The organism is Zunongwangia pacifica (assembly GCF_023499215.1).
Taxonomy (GTDB): Bacteria; Bacteroidota; Bacteroidia; order Flavobacteriales; family Flavobacteriaceae; genus Zunongwangia; species Zunongwangia pacifica.
Map to the genome: position 1 here is coordinate 95,780 of NZ_JAKHSK010000004.1, position 18,296 is coordinate 114,075.

An 18,296-nucleotide genomic window follows, 5' to 3' on the forward strand; every position below is an offset into this window, starting at 1 on the left:
AAAATAGCTATAACGTTTTACTTTTAATAATTTGATAATGTTTTTACGTGTTTTTACTTTAGTTTTATTGGTGTGTATGTTTTCCTGTAAAGGGCCTGATAAGGAACAAAAGCCAGGTAAAACCTTATTTAACGGGCAAGATCTTTCGGGATGGACCCAAAAAGGAGGGAAGGCAAATTATAAGGTTAAAGATGGAGTGATTATAGGAGAAACCGTTAGTGGTACGCCTAATTCTTTTTTAACTACCAATAACGTGTATGGCGATTTTATTTTAGAACTGGATTATAAAGTAGATTCCAGTATGAATTCTGGAATACAAATTCGAAGCAACAGTATTGCGTCTTATCAAAATGGTCGTGTACATGGTTACCAAATTGAGATTGATCCTTCAGATCGTGCGTGGAGCGCTGGTATCTATGATGAAGGCAGAAGAGGATGGTTAGTCGATCTGCAAAATAATCCTGAAGCACAAAAAGCTTTTAAACAAAATGAGTGGAACCATTATCGTATTGAAGCCATAGGCGATACTATAAAAACATGGATCAACGGGATTCCTGCTGCCTATCTTATCGATGATAAAACCGCAAGCGGATTTATAGCGCTTCAGGTACATAGCATTGGAGAGAAAGATGAACCAGGAAAAACCATCATGTGGAAGGATATCCGTATTCAGACCGATAGCCTGGAACAGTATTCTCAAAAAATGGATATAGCTCCTGTTACTACTAATAACAAATTAACCACTTCAGAAAAAGAACAGGGCTGGCAGCTACTTTGGGATGGTAAAACCACCCAAGGTTGGCGTGGTGCCCGTTTGGAGGAGTTTCCAAAACTAGGTTGGGAAATCAATGATGGCCTTTTAACCGTAATGGCCAGTGGCGGAGCCGAATCTGCCGCAGGTGGGGATATTGTTACTGAGGAATTATATGGAGACTTTGAACTTAAAGTTGATTTTAAAATTACCGAAGGCGCCAACAGTGGAATTAAATATTATGTAGATACCGATATTAATAAAGGACCGGGATCTTCCATAGGTTTAGAATACCAGATTTTAGACGATGATAAGCATCCCGATGCTAAATTGGGTAACCATGAAGGCAGCCGAACTGTAGCCTCTCTTTATGATCTTATCAAAGCCGATCCTGATAAACCAATACATCTAGTTGGGGAGTGGAATACGGCAAGGATAGTGTCTAAAGATAATCATGTAGAACATTGGTTAAATGGTACAAAAGTTTTGGAATATGAACGAGGTAGTGAGGATTTCAGAAAACTGGTTTCCGAGAGTAAATATGCCAAGTGGGATCACTTTGGAGAATTGCAAGAAGGCCGCATTTTATTGCAGGATCACGGTAACCGGGTATCTTTTAAGAATATAAAAATCAAAACACTATAGCATGGCGACAAGAAGAGATTTTATTACCAAGTCCATATTAGGGAGTGCTGCCGTTGCAACATCTACCGCGGTATCCAGCTCTGTTATGGCTATGCCCGCCAGTAGTTACCGAAAGATCATTGGGGCCAATGATAAATTGCATATTGGTATTGCAGGTTTGGGAAGACGTTTAGGGGCTTATCTGGATCCTATTGCTTTAAAAGAATCGAATGTAGAACTGGTGTATCTATGCGATGTAATGCAGCATCAAAGAGAGAATGCGATAAAACGCTTTTCAGAGCGTTTGGGATATTCCCCTAAAGGAGAGAATGATATCCGTAAGGTGATCGATGATGAAAAAGTAGATATCCTGGTGAATGCCACACCCGATCATTGGCACACCCCCGGTTCGATCATGGCCATGAAAGCAGGCAAGCATGTATATGTAGAGAAGCCCTGTAGCCATACGATGGATGAGAATGAGAAACTGGTAGCCGCAGCAGCGAAGTACGATAAAGTAGTACAAATGGGAAACCAACAGCGCTCTTCCGCACATACCATAGAGGTGATAAAGGCTATTCAAAACGGAGAAATAGGCATGCCATTTAAGGCGGTCGCCTTTTATACCAATTCCAGAGATGAGGTACCTAACCAAAAACCTGCGGCGGTGCCAAAAGGTCTGGATTGGGAATTGTGGCAGGGGCCTGCACCAAGAAGAGCATATACCGATAATACCTGGGATTATAACTGGCACTGGTATGGTTGGGATTATGGTACGGCTGAAGCCGGCAATAACGGTACACATGAACTTGATGTCGCCCGTTGGGCACTGGGCGTAGATTTCCCTCGCGAAGCAAATGTAGAAGCCTATAAACGCCATTTTAAAGAAGACGGATGGGAGATGTATGATACCATGAAAGCCACCTTCAATTTCGCAGATGATAGGATCATTGAATGGGACGGGAGAAGCCGTAGTGGTTACGATCTGTATAATGGCGGTCGTGGAACCATCATTTATGGTAGCGAAGGGACGGTGTTTGTAGATCGTAATAAATACGAGATGTACGACCGCTCTGGAAAAAGGATAAAGTCCACCGAATCAGGTTCTAAGGAAGCAGGTACAGCGTTGGGCGGTGGCGGTGATACGACGACAGCCCATATGCTCAATTTCTTTAATACTATTCGAGGAAAAGAAATCTTAAATGCTCCAATCGATGATGCTAGTGTAAGTATGGCCATGGTGCATTATGCCAATATTGCTTACCGAATTAATAAAGGATTTGCTATCGATGAGCAGTCAGGAAAGATATATGATCGTGAAGCGATGAAACTTTGGAGCAGAACTTACGAATCAGGCTGGGAACTGGAAGTATAATATAAACAATAAAAATAGAAGCAATAAAACGATACGATGATGAAACGAAGAAGTTTTGTAAAAAGGAGTAGTTTGGGAGCGCTGGGAGCTATGGCGACCATGTCGATACCTTCTTTAAATGCCTTGTCCTTTGCTAAAAATGATCAGATTAATATTGGAGTAATAGGGACAGGAAATCGAGGCACCGGCTTGATACCGGTAATCGATGAGATTCCTAATTTAAATTTGATCGCCTGCTGTGATATTTTACCCTTTCGTTTAGAGAAAGGTATTTCACGCGCCTCCGGTACAATAAAAGGCTATTCCGATTATCGAAAAATGCTTGATAATAAAGATATCGATGCAGTTCTGGTAGCTACACCGTTTAGTACACATTCAGCTATTGAAATCGATGCCCTGGATGCTGGCAAACATATTTATGGAGAGAAGACTACGGCAAAAGGTTATCAGGGGATCAAAAAGCTTAATCAAAAGAAAAAAGAGAGTACACAGATCTTCCAAACGGGTCATCAGTACCATAGTTCTCGTTTATATACCCATGTGGTCGATTTGATCAAAAAAGGTAAAGTTGGCAATATCACCGCTTTTGAATGCCAATGGAACCGTCATGGAAACTGGCGCCGCCAGGTACCCGATCCAGATTTAGAACGATTGATTAACTGGCGGATGTATCGCGAATATTCTGGTGGTCTGGTAGCCGAATTGTGTTCCCATCAAATCGATTTTGTCAATTGGGTACTGGAAGCTGTTCCAGAGCAGGTGATGGGCGTTGGTGGGATCGATTACTGGAAAGACGGCCGTGAGACCTACGATAATATCCATTTGATTTATAGTTATCCAAACGGAGTTAAAGCAAAGTTTACCTGTTTAACTTCCAATGCACTGGACGATTATCAAATCAAGGTTTTAGGGGACAAGGGCACCATTATCCTGGATTATGAAAATGCCTGGTTTTATCCTGAAGGGGATTTTGATGATCGGAAACTGGGGGATGTCGATGGTGTCTCTGGAGCTACCATGCAATGGGTAAAAGGGAAAGGTATTCCAATTCAGATAGGACACACGCATTCTTCCAAACAGGCTTTAATGGATTTTTCGGAGAGTGTTTTGAATAATACACAGCCAAAATCTGATTTTGTAACAGGAGCAAAAGCAGCGGTAGCGGTACAAATGGGACTGGATGCCATGTACAACAACGAGATCGTAACCTGGAGAGAAGACTTTAAAGATTTGTATTCATAGCTCCTCGTGCAATAGTGGTATGAAATTTATTTTTAATTTAGAATTGCATAGCTGAAATTCTACTGTCACTTTGTAATTACGGCCTCAAGAGGACTTGTATCAGGAAGTGAATGGAAGCATTCAAAATATAAAAAATCAGAAATTGAAATGGAAACTTTTGATTTCTGATTTTTTACTCAAAAATTAAAAAAAGGATGATCAGATAATTTTTATTCACTACTATAAAAAACCAACAAACTCCACCATATCACCTTGTTTAAAATCTTTTTCTGGAGGAAGCACAATTATGCCATCGGCATTCGCCAGACTAATTAAATCACCAGAGCCATTTTCGTTCAATAATTCCGCCTGAAATTGGCCATTTTGAACCTTTGTTTTTACCAGCAAAAACCTGGTGATATTTGGATTGTTAGCGATATCGGCTTTTAAAATAACTTCTGAAAGTGCGCTTTCCACTTCAAAAGATTTGTCAAGCCATTTTTTAAAATAGATATGAAAATTTACAAAAGTGGAATTGGGGTTGCCAGGAAAGGAAAACACCGTAACATTTTTCTCGTATTGCTTCCCAAACCACAAGGGTTTGCCGGGACGCTGCAAAACACGATGAAAGATTTTCTCTACTTTCAATTCTCCTAAAATTTCAGGCAAATAATCGAATTTTCCTTTAGAAACACCGCCACTTAGCAATAACACATCGTGATTATCAATCGCATTTTCTACCTGCCGTAACATCACCTCTTTTTCATCTCGAATATGCAATAGCGTAGGGGTTATTTTTTCTTTCTCCAAAGCCGCAAATAAACTCAAGGTGTTAGAAGTTCTAATTTGATGTGGTAAAGGAGTTTCGGCAACATCTACCAACTCATCTCCGGTAGAAATAATAGCAATTTTGGGCAATTTCTTCACCAAAACTTCTGCTTTACCAACCGTAGCCAAAACTCCGATTTCTTTAGCCGAAATTCGTTGATTTTTGGATAATATTTTTTCTCCCCTTTTGCGATCACTGCCTTTACGATGAATATTTATCTTAGCTTTTACTTCAGTTTGTAGTGTCGCAATTCCGTCTTCAATTTCAACATCTTCGTACATGATCACCGAATCACAATTTTTAGGTAACATGGCACCCGTCATAATCTCAACACAATTTTCAGGATCATTTAAAAGTCCCTGCGGACTGCCGGCTGCGTAAACTGCTTCGATTTTAAAAGCGGTTTCACCATTTTCCAAGGCTTTTGAATTTACTGCAATTCCATCTTTGGTCACGCGATCAAAAGGCGGAAAATCACGATCGGCAAAAATATCTTCAGCCAGAATTCGGTTTACACTTTCTAACAAAGCGACTTTTTCTGTACCGAAATTGGTGATTGTTTCGAGGACTTTTTTTAAGGCTTCGGGGTGTGAGATCATAAATTTTTATTTAGCAAATTTTAATTTTAACTGAAATTCACGTCACCCTGAACTTGATTCAGGGTCTCATTTCAATAGTTTATTTTTCAATACAGTATGAGATTCCGGATCAAGCCTGCCTCGCCGGCTGGCAGGTCCGGAATGACAAAAACAACGAATTATTAAAAAGTACGGATAATCAGATTTCGTATTTTTTAAAAATGACTTTAGATTTCATTTTATATCAAATTTTATTCAATCTTAGTTACAATGGGGTTAAAAGCTTTTGAGGCAACAAGCACCTTATCGCCTTTTTGTATGTGTGCTATTTCATCTTTTGCAGAAACCGATTTAATCACATTATTACCAATCAAAATATGTAAAATCGAAACTACTTCTTCATCGATTTTTGCTAAAACTTCTCCGGTAAACTGAAATTTCCCACTTAGTTTACTTTCGCTAAAGATCGAAATCGGGGTTCCGGTGCTGGTAATTTTACCATTTTCAAGAACCAAAACTTTATCGGCCATTTTAATAATTTCAGCGGGATCGTGGCTAACCAAAATTGTGGTCAGATTATAAGTTTTATGAAGCTTTAAAATATAGTCCTGAAGCTTTGTTCTCATACTATGATCGAGTGCGCTTAAAGGTTCGTCCAGCAACAAAAGTTTTGGTTTTCGCGCCAAAGCCCTGGCCAGCGCGACACGCTGTTGTTGGCCACCTGATAATTGCTGAATCTTTTGTTTACGAAGATTTCCTAACTCCATCAATTCGATTAATTCTTCTGCAGTTTTTTTATCTTTTTTCTTTGGAAGCGAGAAGTAAATGTTCTCTTCTACACTCATATTGGGAAACAACGCGTAATCCTGAAAAACGAGTCCGATTTCCCGTTTTTGTATTGGTAGATCGATCTTTTTTTCAGCATCAAACCAAATATTCGATTCCTGTTTTATAAAACCATTTTCCGGAGTTAATAAACCCGATAGCATTCTTAAAATTGAGGTTTTCCCCGCACCAGAATTCCCATATAACACTACAAAATCGCCTTTTTGTAGTCGAAAATCAACAGCTAACATCATTTTTCCTTCCGCAGCAGAAAGTTCTTTTTTCAGTTTACACTCGATCATTTTACAATTCGGTTTAGAGATTTATTATTGATCAGATAAACACAAAGTAAGATCGAGAAACTCAGCACAAAAAGAATAAAAGAAAGCGTATTGGCATTACCGTAATTTAGCGCTTCAACTTCTTGGTAAATAGCAATAGAAGCCACCCGGGTTTCGCCGGGTAAATTTCCGCCAATCATCAAAACCACTCCAAATTCGCCAATAGTATGCGCAAAAGAAAGCACAATACCCGTTAATAAAGCAGGTTTGATATTCGGGAGCAAGATTTTAAAAAATGTAGTAGTTTTCGATTTTCCTAAAGAATAGGCGGCTTCTTTTAAATGAACCGGCAGTGAGCTAAATCCGCTTTGAATGGGATGTACCATAAATGGCAAGCTGTAAATGACCGATGCAAGCACCAGGCCGCTAAACGAAAACACTAACTGGAAACCGAAAAGATCTTCTAAAAGCTTACCCAGAAAACTTGATTGTCCAAACGCTATTAAGAGGTAAAATCCTAAAACGGTGGGCGGCAAAATAAGCGGCATACTTACCAAAGTTTCCAAAACGGGTTTGGTTTTACTTTTTGTTGCCGAAAGCCAGTAAGCCAATGGCGTGCCGATCACAAAAAGCAAAAGCGTTGTGGTTAAAGCCAGTTTTAAGGTGAGCCAAAGGGATTCCCAGATCATTCAGAAAGCATAATTTCGTTCGCTTTCACTAAAATAAGAACCTCCTGGGATTCGGCGAAATTCATTTGTTGTAAAACAGTAGAACTGAGTAAACTTTTAATTTCACCTACAGCCGATTTTAGCACAATTTCGCTTAGAATTTTTCCCGGTTTGATTTCGATAATTTCAGCTTTTAACTGATTATGAATTGATATTTCGGGCGTCAAATTTTTTGAAATAATGACCTCAGTTTCTTTAAAAAGCAGATTGATTTTTCGCCCGGGTTTTAAATAAGAAGCAGTTTTCGGAGTTTCCACCAGAAAAACATTGAAAATAGAATTGTTTTCCATTTCGATACTGACTTCAGAGAGGTATTCTGAATTTTTAATATGTTTTATTTTTCCAGGGAGATTATTCATTTTTGAGTGCAGCTAATAACTTTTTAGGATCCTGTCTATTATCCCAAAATGCCATTATAATGAGTTTAGAATCTGTTACTTTATAAAATATACTTAAGTTTCCTAGAGAGGCTACGCGAATATTTTGAAAATTGGTATCGCGGAATAAAAAAGGGGTTTTGGCAATTTGATCGGTACGTTTGGTGACTAGCTTTAGCAGTTTTGTAGAGTATAAATTGGATTTATTTTTGTTAACCCAAAATTCTAAAATCCCTACTAGTTGAATTTCGGCAGTTTTAGTCCAAATTATTTCTCTTTTAACCATTCAAGATTACGTTTTACCATCTCATCTTGTGAAATTGTATCGCCATTTTTAATGTCACTTTCACTCATTTTTAAAATTATTTCCTGCTCCTCTGAAATCTCAATGATTTCGGAATCCAAGTTTCTGGACGTAATTAATTGATCTAATTCCATTAAAAGTTCTTTGTTTTTTACCAATAGGATTTTATCAATAAGTCCGTTTCTAATTTTATCTACTTCAGCCATCACAACCTATTTTATCAAATATTTTAAATATAAACATTCCGTCTCATTATCTCATTATCAAATTGACACATTTTCAATTAATAAGCTTTCAGCTTTTAGCCGTCAGCATTCAGCAATTACAAATTCTTAATACTTAATAACTGTCACCCTGAACTCGATTCAGGGTCTCATCACGATAGGTTGTTTTTTAATATTGTATGAGATTCCGGATCAAGCCCGCCTGCCGGACGGGCAGGTCCGGAATGACGAAAACAAAGAATTATGGATAATCCCTAATACCATTTTCAAATCATAAATTCTAACTCCAATATCCATACTTTTCTAAAATCTTTTTTGCTTTTGCTGAAAACAGAAATTCGTAAAATTTACGCGCATTTTTTATAGTTTCGGTCTGTTTAGATTTCAATAATAATGCTGCTTGTTGAATAGATGAGTATTGAGAAGGATCAATTTCGATCCATTTTCCTTCGTTTTTCATTTGCGGGGAAAGTACAACCGATTTTGCCGTAAACCCAATCTCTGCGGAACCAGAATGAATATAGCGATTCACCGCTGAAATACTTTCGCCAAAAATAAATTTAGACTCTAAATCGCCGAATTTCCCTGCTTTTTTTAAGAATTCTTCCGTAGCGCGACCATAAGGAGCGGTTTTAGGATTGGCGACCGCGATATGTGTTATGTTTTCTTCGGAAAGAATTTCTAATGAAGGTTTTATATTTTCTGAAGTTGTCCACAACACCAAAGTTCCGTTTGCGTATACTTTTGGTTTTTCTTCACCGAAACCTTCCTTAAAAAGTGTATTGGGGTATTTTAAATCTGCGGAAACAAAAACATCAAAAGGTGCTCCGGCTTTAATTTGTGCTGTCAATTTCCCAGATGAAGCCACTATTGTCTCGCATTTTATGCCGGTTTCCTGCTGAAAAGTTTCTGTTAATTCTTTCATCGCGAATTGCATATTTGCGGCCGTCGCAATTTTTATGGTTTCTGATTCTTTTTCAGATTTACAAGAAAAGAAACTGACTGCAAAACAGCATAAAAAAAGTAGTTTGAAATTAACGAATTTCGGCATTATCTTAAGAATGTTTTGTGCCTGGTGCCAATCTCGAAAGAGCGTTCATTCCACCTTTTACATCGATAAAATTCCCGTGGATTTTTAAATCTTCCAATAAATTGATCGCTTTTAGACTTCGCACGCCCGATTGGCATAAAAAATATGTCGGTTTCTGAAGATCGATTTTGGCTGATTCTTGCTGAAGTTCACTTAGCGGAATATTTTTCCAGTCTTTTTGCTGTATTTCGGGTAAATTTTGTCGTTCTACTTCTTCGGGATTTCGAACATCGATAAGTTGAATATCTTCTGAATCCCATTTTTTAAGAAATGCCTCCGCATCTATCGATTTTACTTGGGTAGCGCAACTAAACTCATACGATTCTTGCAGTTTTTTGATCTCAATATTCTGCGGATTTAAACCGAATTTTATTTTTTGCTGCGACTGGTGTAATCCGTCAAACAATAATAGTTTCCCAGATAAAGTTTCGCCAATTCCTGTGATTACTTTTACAGCTTCTAAAGCCTGTAAACTTCCAATAATTCCCGGGATTATGCCTAAAACACCATTTTCATTACAATCGGGAATTTCTTCAGGATTTGGCATTTCAGGGAATAAACAGCGATAAGTTGGCCCTCCGTTAAAATTAAAAACGCTCACCTGACCTTCAAAAGCGTGTAATGCGCCATAAATCAAAGGTTTTTTAAGAATTACACAGGCATCATTTACCAAATACCGAGTCGGGAAATTATCGGAGGCATCCACAATCACATCAAAATTGGCTATGATTTCCAAAGCATTTTCTGTAGAAATAAAAGTCGGGAAAGTTATAATCTCAATTTCGCTGTTTAACGCTTCAAGTTTCTGTTTCGCAACATCAACTTTGGGTTGGCCAAGATCATTTTCAGCATATAAAATCTGGCGCTGTAAATTGCTAATATCCACCACATCGTTATCAACGATACCGATAGTTCCAACGCCCATTCCACTTAAATATTGCAGCACCGGCACGCCAAGGCCACCTGCACCAATCACCAATACTCTAGCCTCAGCCAATTTCTTTTGCCCGGCTTCGCCAAATCCCTGTAATCGGGTTTGTCGTGTATATCGTTCAGGATTCAACTTTTTGTAGTTTTTTTAAGGCCAGTTCGTACTCTTCTTTATTGTTAGCGTTGATTAGAATATCATCGCTGGAAGGAAAAATCAACTCGGTATCTGAGTTGATCAAAAATTTACGCGGACAGGTATTCGTGCCGCTTTCCAGATATTCGATCGCTTTTGGAAAAGAAATTGCTTCCCAAATCGAGAACATTGGCTCTGGTAATCCCGATTTATGCGTGGCGTAAGCCGTCGCTATTTTTTCAGGATTTCGCTGATCGATTAATTGCTGAATCGAATTTTTATCAATCAACGGTAAATCGGTCGCAACCACTAACCAGGCTACTTCAGGAAATTCCTGATGCGCACTGATCATCCCGTTTAGCGGACCTCGATATTGGTCTTTATCGGTGATTGTTTTTAAGTTATCAGGTAAATTTTGCTGTTGCTCACTTCGCACGCTTAGGTAAACATCATCGCAAAATTCTTCTAAAAGTTCGTATAAATACTCGCGATGTGCTTTGCCATGATAAGCAAGCTCACCTTTATCGGTGCCCATTCGGGTGCTTTTTCCACCCGCAAGTACGAGTCCGTTTATTTTAGTTTTCATTGTTTTTGTGTTAGCTATTAGCTTTCAGCCTTCAGCACATTCAAAATTCAAAATCATCCAATATCACATTTTCAAATTATCTTTCTTTCCTCGTTTGAACGAAATTTCTCCACTTTGCCTACCGCTGAGACAGGGTTGAGGATTACTCAAATTAAATTGAGTAGATAAAAATTTTGGTGTCATCTCGACTGAAGCGGAGAGATCTCTTTTTGGAAAGTTTGTTCTGGATGAGATTTCTCCATTCCGTTTCACTCCAGTCGAAATGACAAAGCACGGTTTTACTTCTTTCCCTTCTTCTATTGAAATGTAATCATTATTTCACGTAAATCTACCCATCACACAAATAAGATAACTCGATTTTATTGGTTTTTATCTCCTGTCTCTTGTTTTCAAATTCAAGACTATCTTAGTCTATTTTCTCTCTTCCAACTTCAATTCCTAGTCTGGCCTCAATTCAATTGCTCCTGCTTCGCAATCACTCCGCCACCGCTAAAGGTAGTGTTCAAGGTTGAAAAGTTTAAAGTTGTGTTTTCTTATTTCGCTAATGGTCTTTTCACTATTTTTTGGCTTCATCCTGAACTTGTTCTTGATAGCTATCGGGACAGGATCTCATCAAGTCATTAGGAATTAATATGTCTTCAAAATATATACAGTTTCGATTACATTCTTTTTTCCATTGATGAAAAAAGAATCAAAAAAATCTAGACTCATCTTTATCTTCTTGAAAAACTACTGAAAAATTTTGTCGTGCATTCTGCAATCGCTTCGCTAGGAAGAACTCCGCTTCCACCCGCTGGATTTTTTCTTGTTTTTACTACGAAGATAAAAAGTAGGTCTTGAGCATATTTAAAATTCCACATTCAAAATTAAAAATCATCCAATATCACATTTTTAAATCATCGTATTTTCAAATTGACACATCAACACATTAGCAAATCAACATATTAAACTCCAAAATCACTTTTTCCACCGGTTTTCTTTTTCAGTTTTATTTCTGAAATTTCTAAATCGTGGCTCAAAGCTTTGGTCATATCATAAATGCAAAGCGCTGCGGCTGAAACTCCGGTTAAAGCTTCCATTTCTACGCCGGTGCGTTCGTTGCATTTTACCAAACATTCGATATCCAACGAATTTTCACCCGGCTGAATGTCGATATTTATTTTGGACAAGCGAAGCGGATGACAAAGCGGAATCAAATCTGAAGTTTTCTTCACCGCCTGAATTCCCGCAATGATTGCTGTTTGCGTGATGCTTCCTTTTTTGCTTAGAAAATCATCTTTTTGCAATTGCTTAAAAACTTCCGTAGGAAATAAAATTCGGCCACTTGCAATAGCAGTTCGGTTGGTGATCTCTTTTTCAGAAACATCTACCATTTCAGCATTTCCCTGCTTGTTAATATGTGAGAGTTTTTTATCCACCAATACTTGTCATTGAATTTTCGTAATAATTTTTATTTCGGTCTTCAGCTTCAAAACCATCTTTTGCTCGGCTACCAACAGCTTTTAGAATCTCATTTTTGATGTTTTCTTCGGAATTTTCAGCACGAAGAATATCGCGAATATTTCGATTGGCACTGGCATAAAGGCAGGTAATTACATCGCCGGTAGCGGTAATTCTTAATCGGTTACAGCTTCCGCAGAAATTACGCGTAAAACTCGGGATGATCCCAAAATTGCCTTCAAAACCTTCAATCCTATAATTTACTGAAGTCGACGTTTTTTCAGAAGAAAGTTTTTCAATATTCGGATATTGTGAAGCGATATAATTGTAGATCGCTTTATGATTCCATTTTATTGTTTGAAAATTTTTGCTCCCGCCGTTGAAAGGCATCTCTTCTAAAAAGCGAACCGAAACTGGATAATGTCGCGTTAGATCTTCCAAAATCGGAATCATATCTTCAGTATTCTGCCCATCCAAGGCTATAAAATTGACTTTTACATTAAAATCTTCCTGAATCAGCTTGATTAAATTCCCGTAAACCGTTTCGAACTGGTCACGCCGAGTTACTTTTTTAAAAGTCTCGGGAGTGATAGCATCCAGGCTTAAATTAATGTTTTTAATGCCTAATTCTTTTAGTTCAGGAATATGCTGCCCAATTAAAGTCGCATTTGTGGTTATGCGAATATCCTCAAGTTTTGGCAGCGCAGAAAGTTTACGCAGTAAGACCATTAAATCTTTACGAACAAAAGGCTCACCACCGGTAATTCTAATTTTTGTGATGCCCTGTTCTACCAAAGTTTTGCTTAAGCGATATAACTCATCGATCGATAACAATTTATATTTCTTAGCAAAATTAATTCCGCTTTCGGGCATGCAATAATTGCAGCGCAAATTACAACGGTCGGTCACCGCCAGTCGCAGGTAATTAATTTTTCTTTGGTGATTATCTATAAGCATTAATATCTTCTTTTGGGGATTTAAATAATGCGACTATGGGTGCGGTGTTACCCAAACTTCGTCTGTACCATCAAAAAATTCCTTTTTCCAGATGGGAACTTTTTCTTTTAGCGTATCGATTAAAAATCTACAGGCTTCAAAGCAATCATCACGATGTGCTGAAGAGGCGCCGACTAAAACAACCGGTTCTTCTACTTTCTTATCGCCAACTGCGTGCTGCATAATAAGTCGGTGTAAATTCCATTGCTTACTTGCCGCCGCTGCGATCTTCTCCATTTCTTTAAGCGCCATCGCTTCGTAGGCTTCAAAAAAAAGGGAGTTTACTTTTTGATTTTGGGTAGTATCACGAACAGCACCTATAAAAACACAAATTCCACCACTGGCAGGATGAGAAAGGTCTTTGTAGATCACAGACGGATCGATATGTTCTATAATTTCAATTTTCTTTTCCATATATAATCCCAACTTAGGATTTTTCAAACTTCATTAACCTCCACTAACCGGTGGAATAATCGCAATTTCGTTTTGTGCAGAAATTGGTGTATCGTCATTCGCATATTCTTCATCAACAGCTACAGCCAGCGACGAAAGTTTTGTAAATTCAGGATATTTCTGGATAAGTTCCTGTTTAAGTTCGGCTACGTTTTTCGCTTGAAAAGCTTCGTCCAGACTTTGATTTCCTACAATATCTTTCGCGATCCCGAAAAGTAAGATTTTCATTTTTTATTGTAAATATAAAAGCTGAGTTACACAATTGCTTATGAATTTCAAACTTTCCTTTAGTAACTTTATAAAATTAAGAAATAATACCTCAATCAAAATTTTTCTATTGTTTAATTTAAAAATAGCATCTTTAACAATTACTCCTTAAATTATAAGATTATCGGTTTAAGTTCTATTTATCAGGTAAAGATTGGTTTGCAAAAGAAATGATTACAAAATGACACACGAGTTTAAAGAAATAATTAGTCAGGTTTTGGAAAATCAGAAACATGGGAACAGAAGTGTTTTAGCCAGTGTAGTAGCACTGGATGGTTCGTCTTACCGAAAACCTGGTGTTAGAATGTTGATTACTGAAGGCGGAAAAATGACCGGGGCGGTTAGTGGCGGCTGTGTAGAGAAGGAGGTGCTGTTTGAAGCAGAATCGGTTTTAAAAACCGGAGTGGCAAAAATGATGACTTACGATGGGCGATATCGCTTAGGCTGTGAAGGGATTTTATATATTTTACTGGAGCCTGTGGCAATTTCTTCGGAATTTGAGCAAACTTTTTTTGAGCAAATAAAACAACGAAAATCCTTTAAGATCGATTCGTTTTTTAAAAAGGAAGCAGGAGAATTTGAAGCATTAGAGTCTGTAATAGATTTTGGAGAAAGGCAATTTTCGATGACTTCGAGAAAATTGGCAGATCATTCAGGATTAGAAAAATTTAGTCAGCAACTGCCAGCGATTTCAAAATTAATTTTAATTGGGGCCGAACATGACGCTGTAAAGTTGGGAATTTCAGCTTCGCAATTAGGTTGGGAGGTAAGCATTGTTTCTTCTCCGCGGGATCCTAAAACCATTGAAAATTTTCCCGGAAGCAAAGAAGTTTTAGCAATTGACCCCGAACAGGCAACAAATCTGGAAATTGATAGCCAGACGGCGGTGGTTTTAATGACGCATAATTATGCTCGTGATCTTCATTTTTTGCTATCGATAAAAGACAAAAATCCATTTTATATTGGCATTTTAGGTTCTACCAAGCGTCGTGAAAAAATGTATAATGAATTGATCGAAATGCGAACTGATATTGAATTTGATTTTTTTGATAAGCTGTATGGCCCGGCCGGGGTTGATATTGGCGCCATTACTCCTGAAGAAATTGCGGTGTCGATCCTGGCTGAAATTTTAGCGGTAAAACGCGGAAAATCGATTCCGTCTTTACGAGAAAAAATGGGTGCTATTCACTAAGATTCGATAAAATGGAGACAGATTTTAAAATTGCAGTTTTGATGCTTGCCGCCGGTGCTTCAAGAAGAATGAACGGTATAAAGCAGATTTTAGCTTTTAAGGATTCTACGCTATTAGAAAATGCCTTAAAAACAGCCAAAATGAGCGAAAATGATCAGGTTTTTTGTGTTTTAGGAGCAAATAAGGAAGAAATTCAGCAAAAAGTAGATTTTCAGGATATAGAAATTATCGAAAATACAGCATGGAGTGATGGTTTAGGGAAATCTATTGCGGTTGGAGTAGAAGCGATTCAGAATTATAAGGATTATGACTTAATTTTAGTGATGTTGGGCGATCAGCCGTTTATTTCTTCCGTCTATTTAGATAAAATGATATCGAAATTTAAAGAAAATCAGTCTTATATTATCGCTACCAGTTATTCGGGGAAACCCGGCGTTCCTGCATTATTTCCGAAGAAAATTTTTTCAGAATTAATAAAACTGAGCGGTGATTCTGGCGCAAAGGTAATATTACAACATCATGAAAACATCATAAAACTCGAAGCTGAAAACACTTTTGATGTAGACAGCCCCGAGGATTATAAAAAGGTATGTGGTGAAGTTCAAGGTTGAAAAGTTTAAGGTTTAAAGTTGTTTTTTCCTTTCTTCATTTTTGAGGAGATCTTCCTGCTTCGCCTACCGCCGAGGAATGGTTGAGGATTGCAAAAATTAGATTGAGTAGATAAAAATTTCGATGTCATTTCGACTGAAGCACAGCGGAATGGATAAATCTTAATTTTTAGTTCCTGTTGAAAATAGATTTCTCGACTAGTGCCTCGCAAATGACGAAGACCGGTTATTCTTTTATTGAAATGTAATCATTATTCTACGTAAATCTACCTATCACACCAATAGGATGACGCTCTTCTTGGTTCTTATCTCCTGTATCTTGTTTCCAAATTCAAGGTTTAAAGTTATTTTTTATAACGAATTTAAAATTTAAGATTCAAAATTATACCTATTCATTCATTACCACCTTATCTCATTTTCAAATCGTCCTGTCTCTAGATATCTCCGTTTCGTCTGCCTGCCGGCGAGGCAGGGTCGAGATGATATAGTTTTCGAATTCTCTAATCTTCTTTCTCCCATTTACAACGCATAAATTAGCGCTCCGTAAGCAGGGATATTTACTTTTCCGGTCCATGCTTTTTCATCGGTTTCTTCCTGTACTTTTTGAATGTCTTCTACCGGTAATTCAGAGAAGTCATTATCGTAGCCTTTCCAGGTACTGTTAAATTTAATTTTCCAGTTTTTGTCTTCTTCAACACCAATTCCGTAGTCTTCAAAATCCCGATTTCCGAAGTTCAGAATAACCAGAGCAGGTTGTGCACCATCCATAGTACGTTTATAAGCTAAAATTTTATTTTCCTGGTTAAAATGTACAATTTCGGTATGTTGTCCTTTAAGACCTTCTGCACCTTGTGTTTCTCCTGTTCTAAGTTTAATAAGATCGGCACTAAGCTTATCGATTCCCTCCAGGCGGTTTAGCTTTTCCCAGTTTAATTCTTCTGTATCTTTAAAATAGCCATCTTCTAAAAATTCCTGCCCCTGAAAAATCATGGGAATCCCGGGAGAAGTCATCACCAAAACCAAACCTAAGACGGCTCTCTTTTTGGCAAAACTACTTTCAGCATCGCCGGGTTGAATTTCTTCAGGCACCCGGGCTTTTCCGTTGGCAACTTCATCATGGGATTCGGTATAAATTACCCGATTAAATACATCGTCATTATACTTGTAAAGTATGGCATCAGCAATTTTCTGTAGGTCGCGTTCATCATCATTTAATGCGGTTAACACTTCCCTAACCGGATGCACAAATTTCATGTCCCATTGTGTTCCGTATCCAATGCCACCACTTTCGGTAGATGCGGTGACAATATTATCTGCTTTTAAGTCTTCAGCAATGGTAATGATATTGGGATGTTTATGCCGAATTTCAGCATTGATATCTCGCATCATGATGATACCTTCAAGAATTTCGGTATCAAAACCTAATCCGCCGCCTTCGTAACGAATATAGGATGTGGCATCCATTCGCAAGCCATCGCAATGATATTTTTCGATCCACATTAAAGCATTATCCCTAAAATACTGCCTAACTTCAGGTCGGCCATAATCTGGGCGGGTATCGCCCCAAGGGGTATCGCTACGGTGATCGTTATAAAAATAAATACCGCCTTTATCATTTTCCTGCCAGCCGTCAAACTGCCACAAATCTACATCAGATGGCCCCAAATGGTTGTAAACAACATCCATGATTACACCAATTCCTTTTTGATGCGCCGCTTTTATTAATTGAAAAAGTCCGTCGGGTCCGCCATAATCCTGTTCGATGGCAAAAGGATGCGCAGGATTATATCCCCAGGAAATTCCACCGGCAAATTCGGCTACCGGTAGCAATTCGATACAATTAATTCCCAGAGATTTCAGGTAATCTAATTTTTCGATCACATCCTGAAAAGTGCCTACAGCATCTGGGTTTTTGCGATTAAAAGTACCCACATGAAGTTCGTAAATCACCAGGGAATTCCACCGTGGTAATTGAAAGTTATCTTCTTCCCAATCAAAATTAAGATTACGAATTATTGAGTTCCCGTCGCTATTGGTCACTTCAAAAGCGTAAGGATCATTTTTGTAAACCGAAATATCACCGTTTTCGATATAATATTTATATTGATCTCCTTTTTTGGCTTTAGTGGTCGTGGCTGCCCAATAGCCGTTTTCTTCTGGATCTAGCGGCAAATTGTTTGGGTTCCAGCCATTAAAATCGCCTGCAACACATACTTTATCGGCATTGGGGGCCCAAACCCTAAATGTAGTTTTATCATCTTCTGGTATAGCACCCATCCCATCAGAGGGAGCGATAGGATAACTTAGCTTATTTTCTTCCATCATCTTCAATTTTTATTCTAATTTACAGTTGAAAATGATTGTATGTTTTTAATTGTGAGTTATTTAACCTGATCTAAAATTTTTAAGAGTTTTTGCAGATTTTCTAGTTTCAGTAGCACCAGATTTTAAGTTTATTTTTCTAACTTTCAGGTTTTTGAAATT

Annotated in this window: 19 protein-coding genes; 5 read left to right on the plus strand and 14 right to left on the minus strand. The window is 38.0% G+C overall.

From position 1 onward, the window contains the following. Window positions 1–37: 37 nt before the first annotated feature. Genes L1967_RS04075 through L1967_RS04085 form a run of 3 tightly spaced genes read left to right on the plus strand, consistent with a single transcriptional unit; the run spans window position 38 to window position 3,992 of the window. Window positions 38–1,396, plus strand: a complete 1,359-nt coding sequence (locus L1967_RS04075) for a 3-keto-disaccharide hydrolase (protein WP_249600447.1) — start codon at window positions 38–40, stop codon at window positions 1,394–1,396. Window position 1,397: 1 nt separating this feature from the next. Further along, window positions 1,398–2,750, plus strand: coding sequence for a Gfo/Idh/MocA family protein (locus L1967_RS04080; RefSeq protein WP_249600448.1), 1,353 nt, complete (start codon window positions 1,398–1,400; stop codon window positions 2,748–2,750). Window positions 2,751–2,789: 39 nt separating this feature from the next. Further along, complete coding sequence (locus L1967_RS04085; RefSeq protein WP_249600534.1) at window positions 2,790–3,992, plus strand: Gfo/Idh/MocA family protein; 1,203 nt, start codon at window positions 2,790–2,792, stop codon at window positions 3,990–3,992. A gap of 219 nt (window positions 3,993–4,211) precedes the next feature. On the opposite strand, the gene L1967_RS04090 is transcribed toward L1967_RS04085, so the two are convergent. The 13 genes from L1967_RS04090 to moaD form a co-directional block, all read right to left on the minus strand. Beyond that, window positions 4,212–5,399, minus strand: coding sequence for a molybdopterin molybdotransferase MoeA (locus L1967_RS04090; RefSeq protein ID WP_249600449.1), 1,188 nt, complete (start codon window positions 5,397–5,399; stop codon window positions 4,212–4,214). 230 nt (window positions 5,400–5,629) lie between these two features. Beyond that, window positions 5,630–6,505, minus strand: coding sequence for an ABC transporter ATP-binding protein (locus tag L1967_RS04095; RefSeq protein ID WP_249600450.1), 876 nt, complete (start codon window positions 6,503–6,505; stop codon window positions 5,630–5,632). Next, window positions 6,502–7,173, minus strand: a complete 672-nt coding sequence (gene modB, locus L1967_RS04100; RefSeq protein WP_249600451.1) for a molybdate ABC transporter permease subunit — start codon at window positions 7,171–7,173, stop codon at window positions 6,502–6,504. Before modB ends, L1967_RS04095 begins: the two co-directional genes overlap by 4 nt. Further along, entirely contained in the window at window positions 7,170–7,571 is a 402-nt protein-coding gene (locus L1967_RS04105; RefSeq protein WP_249600452.1) for a TOBE domain-containing protein, read from the minus strand. Before L1967_RS04105 ends, modB begins: the two co-directional genes overlap by 4 nt. Beyond that, window positions 7,564–7,875: a type II toxin-antitoxin system RelE/ParE family toxin gene (locus L1967_RS04110; RefSeq protein ID WP_249600453.1), complete on the minus strand. Its 312-nt coding sequence runs from the start codon at window positions 7,873–7,875 to the stop codon at window positions 7,564–7,566. Before L1967_RS04110 ends, L1967_RS04105 begins: the two co-directional genes overlap by 8 nt. Further along, a complete protein-coding gene (locus tag L1967_RS04115; RefSeq protein WP_249600454.1) occupies window positions 7,857–8,099 on the minus strand; it encodes a hypothetical protein in 243 nt (80 codons plus the stop codon). Before L1967_RS04115 ends, L1967_RS04110 begins: the two co-directional genes overlap by 19 nt. A gap of 298 nt (window positions 8,100–8,397) precedes the next feature. After that, window positions 8,398–9,168: a molybdate ABC transporter substrate-binding protein gene (gene modA, locus L1967_RS04120; RefSeq protein ID WP_262917408.1), complete on the minus strand. Its 771-nt coding sequence runs from the start codon at window positions 9,166–9,168 to the stop codon at window positions 8,398–8,400. A gap of 4 nt (window positions 9,169–9,172) precedes the next feature. After that, window positions 9,173–10,270, minus strand: a complete 1,098-nt coding sequence (gene moeB, locus L1967_RS04125) for a molybdopterin-synthase adenylyltransferase MoeB (RefSeq protein WP_249600456.1) — start codon at window positions 10,268–10,270, stop codon at window positions 9,173–9,175. Further along, window positions 10,260–10,856 (minus strand): NTP transferase domain-containing protein, encoded by a 597-nt coding sequence (locus L1967_RS04130; RefSeq protein ID WP_249600457.1) that lies wholly within the window; start codon window positions 10,854–10,856, stop codon window positions 10,260–10,262. Before L1967_RS04130 ends, moeB begins: the two co-directional genes overlap by 11 nt. 944 nt (window positions 10,857–11,800) lie before the next feature. Continuing rightward, window positions 11,801–12,274, minus strand: a complete 474-nt coding sequence (gene moaC, locus L1967_RS04135) for a cyclic pyranopterin monophosphate synthase MoaC (protein ID WP_249600535.1) — start codon at window positions 12,272–12,274, stop codon at window positions 11,801–11,803. Continuing rightward, a complete protein-coding gene (gene moaA, locus L1967_RS04140) occupies window positions 12,267–13,253 on the minus strand; it encodes a GTP 3',8-cyclase MoaA (protein ID WP_249600458.1) in 987 nt (328 codons plus the stop codon). The genes moaC and moaA overlap by 8 nt, the downstream gene beginning before the upstream one ends. Window positions 13,254–13,286: 33 nt before the next feature. Beyond that, window positions 13,287–13,706 carry a molybdenum cofactor biosynthesis protein MoaE gene (locus L1967_RS04145; protein WP_249600459.1) on the minus strand — a complete coding sequence of 140 codons (420 nt, stop codon included), beginning with the start codon at window positions 13,704–13,706 and terminating at the stop codon, window positions 13,287–13,289. Between the two features lie 33 nt (window positions 13,707–13,739). Further along, window positions 13,740–13,973: a molybdopterin converting factor subunit 1 gene (gene moaD / locus L1967_RS04150; RefSeq protein ID WP_249600460.1), complete on the minus strand. Its 234-nt coding sequence runs from the start codon at window positions 13,971–13,973 to the stop codon at window positions 13,740–13,742. Window positions 13,974–14,193: 220 nt separating this feature from the next. Between moaD and L1967_RS04155 the strand changes: the two genes are divergently transcribed. Continuing rightward, window positions 14,194–15,204, plus strand: coding sequence for an XdhC family protein (locus L1967_RS04155; protein ID WP_249600461.1), 1,011 nt, complete (start codon window positions 14,194–14,196; stop codon window positions 15,202–15,204). An 11-nt stretch (window positions 15,205–15,215) separates the two neighbouring features. Beyond that, window positions 15,216–15,815, plus strand: a complete 600-nt coding sequence (locus L1967_RS04160; RefSeq protein ID WP_249600462.1) for a nucleotidyltransferase family protein — start codon at window positions 15,216–15,218, stop codon at window positions 15,813–15,815. A 516-nt stretch (window positions 15,816–16,331) separates the two neighbouring features. On the opposite strand, the gene L1967_RS04165 is transcribed toward L1967_RS04160, so the two are convergent. Then, window positions 16,332–18,137: an alpha-amylase family glycosyl hydrolase gene (locus L1967_RS04165; protein ID WP_249600463.1), complete on the minus strand. Its 1,806-nt coding sequence runs from the start codon at window positions 18,135–18,137 to the stop codon at window positions 16,332–16,334. Between the last annotated feature and the right edge of the window lie 159 nt (window positions 18,138–18,296).

Coding starts and splice junctions, on each gene's coding strand:
- L1967_RS04075 (WP_249600447.1), top strand. CDS start 38: ATGTTTTTACGTGTTTTTACTTTAGTTTTATTGGTGTGTATGTTTTCC.
- L1967_RS04080 (WP_249600448.1), top strand. CDS start 1,398: ATGGCGACAAGAAGAGATTTTATTACCAAGTCCATATTAGGGAGTGCT.
- L1967_RS04085 (WP_249600534.1), top strand. CDS start 2,790: ATGAAACGAAGAAGTTTTGTAAAAAGGAGTAGTTTGGGAGCGCTGGGA.
- L1967_RS04090 (WP_249600449.1), bottom strand. CDS start 5,399: ATGATCTCACACCCCGAAGCCTTAAAAAAAGTCCTCGAAACAATCACC.
- L1967_RS04095 (WP_249600450.1), bottom strand. CDS start 6,505: ATGATCGAGTGTAAACTGAAAAAAGAACTTTCTGCTGCGGAAGGAAAA.
- modB (WP_249600451.1), bottom strand. CDS start 7,173: ATGATCTGGGAATCCCTTTGGCTCACCTTAAAACTGGCTTTAACCACA.
- L1967_RS04105 (WP_249600452.1), bottom strand. CDS start 7,571: ATGAATAATCTCCCTGGAAAAATAAAACATATTAAAAATTCAGAATAC.
- L1967_RS04110 (WP_249600453.1), bottom strand. CDS start 7,875: ATGGTTAAAAGAGAAATAATTTGGACTAAAACTGCCGAAATTCAACTA.
- L1967_RS04115 (WP_249600454.1), bottom strand. CDS start 8,099: ATGGCTGAAGTAGATAAAATTAGAAACGGACTTATTGATAAAATCCTA.
- modA (WP_262917408.1), bottom strand. CDS start 9,168: ATGCCGAAATTCGTTAATTTCAAACTACTTTTTTTATGCTGTTTTGCA.
- L1967_RS04130 (WP_249600457.1), bottom strand. CDS start 10,856: ATGAAAACTAAAATAAACGGACTCGTACTTGCGGGTGGAAAAAGCACC.
- moaA (WP_249600458.1), bottom strand. CDS start 13,253: ATGCTTATAGATAATCACCAAAGAAAAATTAATTACCTGCGACTGGCG.
- L1967_RS04145 (WP_249600459.1), bottom strand. CDS start 13,706: ATGGAAAAGAAAATTGAAATTATAGAACATATCGATCCGTCTGTGATC.
- moaD (WP_249600460.1), bottom strand. CDS start 13,973: ATGAAAATCTTACTTTTCGGGATCGCGAAAGATATTGTAGGAAATCAA.
- L1967_RS04155 (WP_249600461.1), top strand. CDS start 14,194: ATGACACACGAGTTTAAAGAAATAATTAGTCAGGTTTTGGAAAATCAG.
- L1967_RS04160 (WP_249600462.1), top strand. CDS start 15,216: ATGGAGACAGATTTTAAAATTGCAGTTTTGATGCTTGCCGCCGGTGCT.
- L1967_RS04165 (WP_249600463.1), bottom strand. CDS start 18,137: ATGATGGAAGAAAATAAGCTAAGTTATCCTATCGCTCCCTCTGATGGG.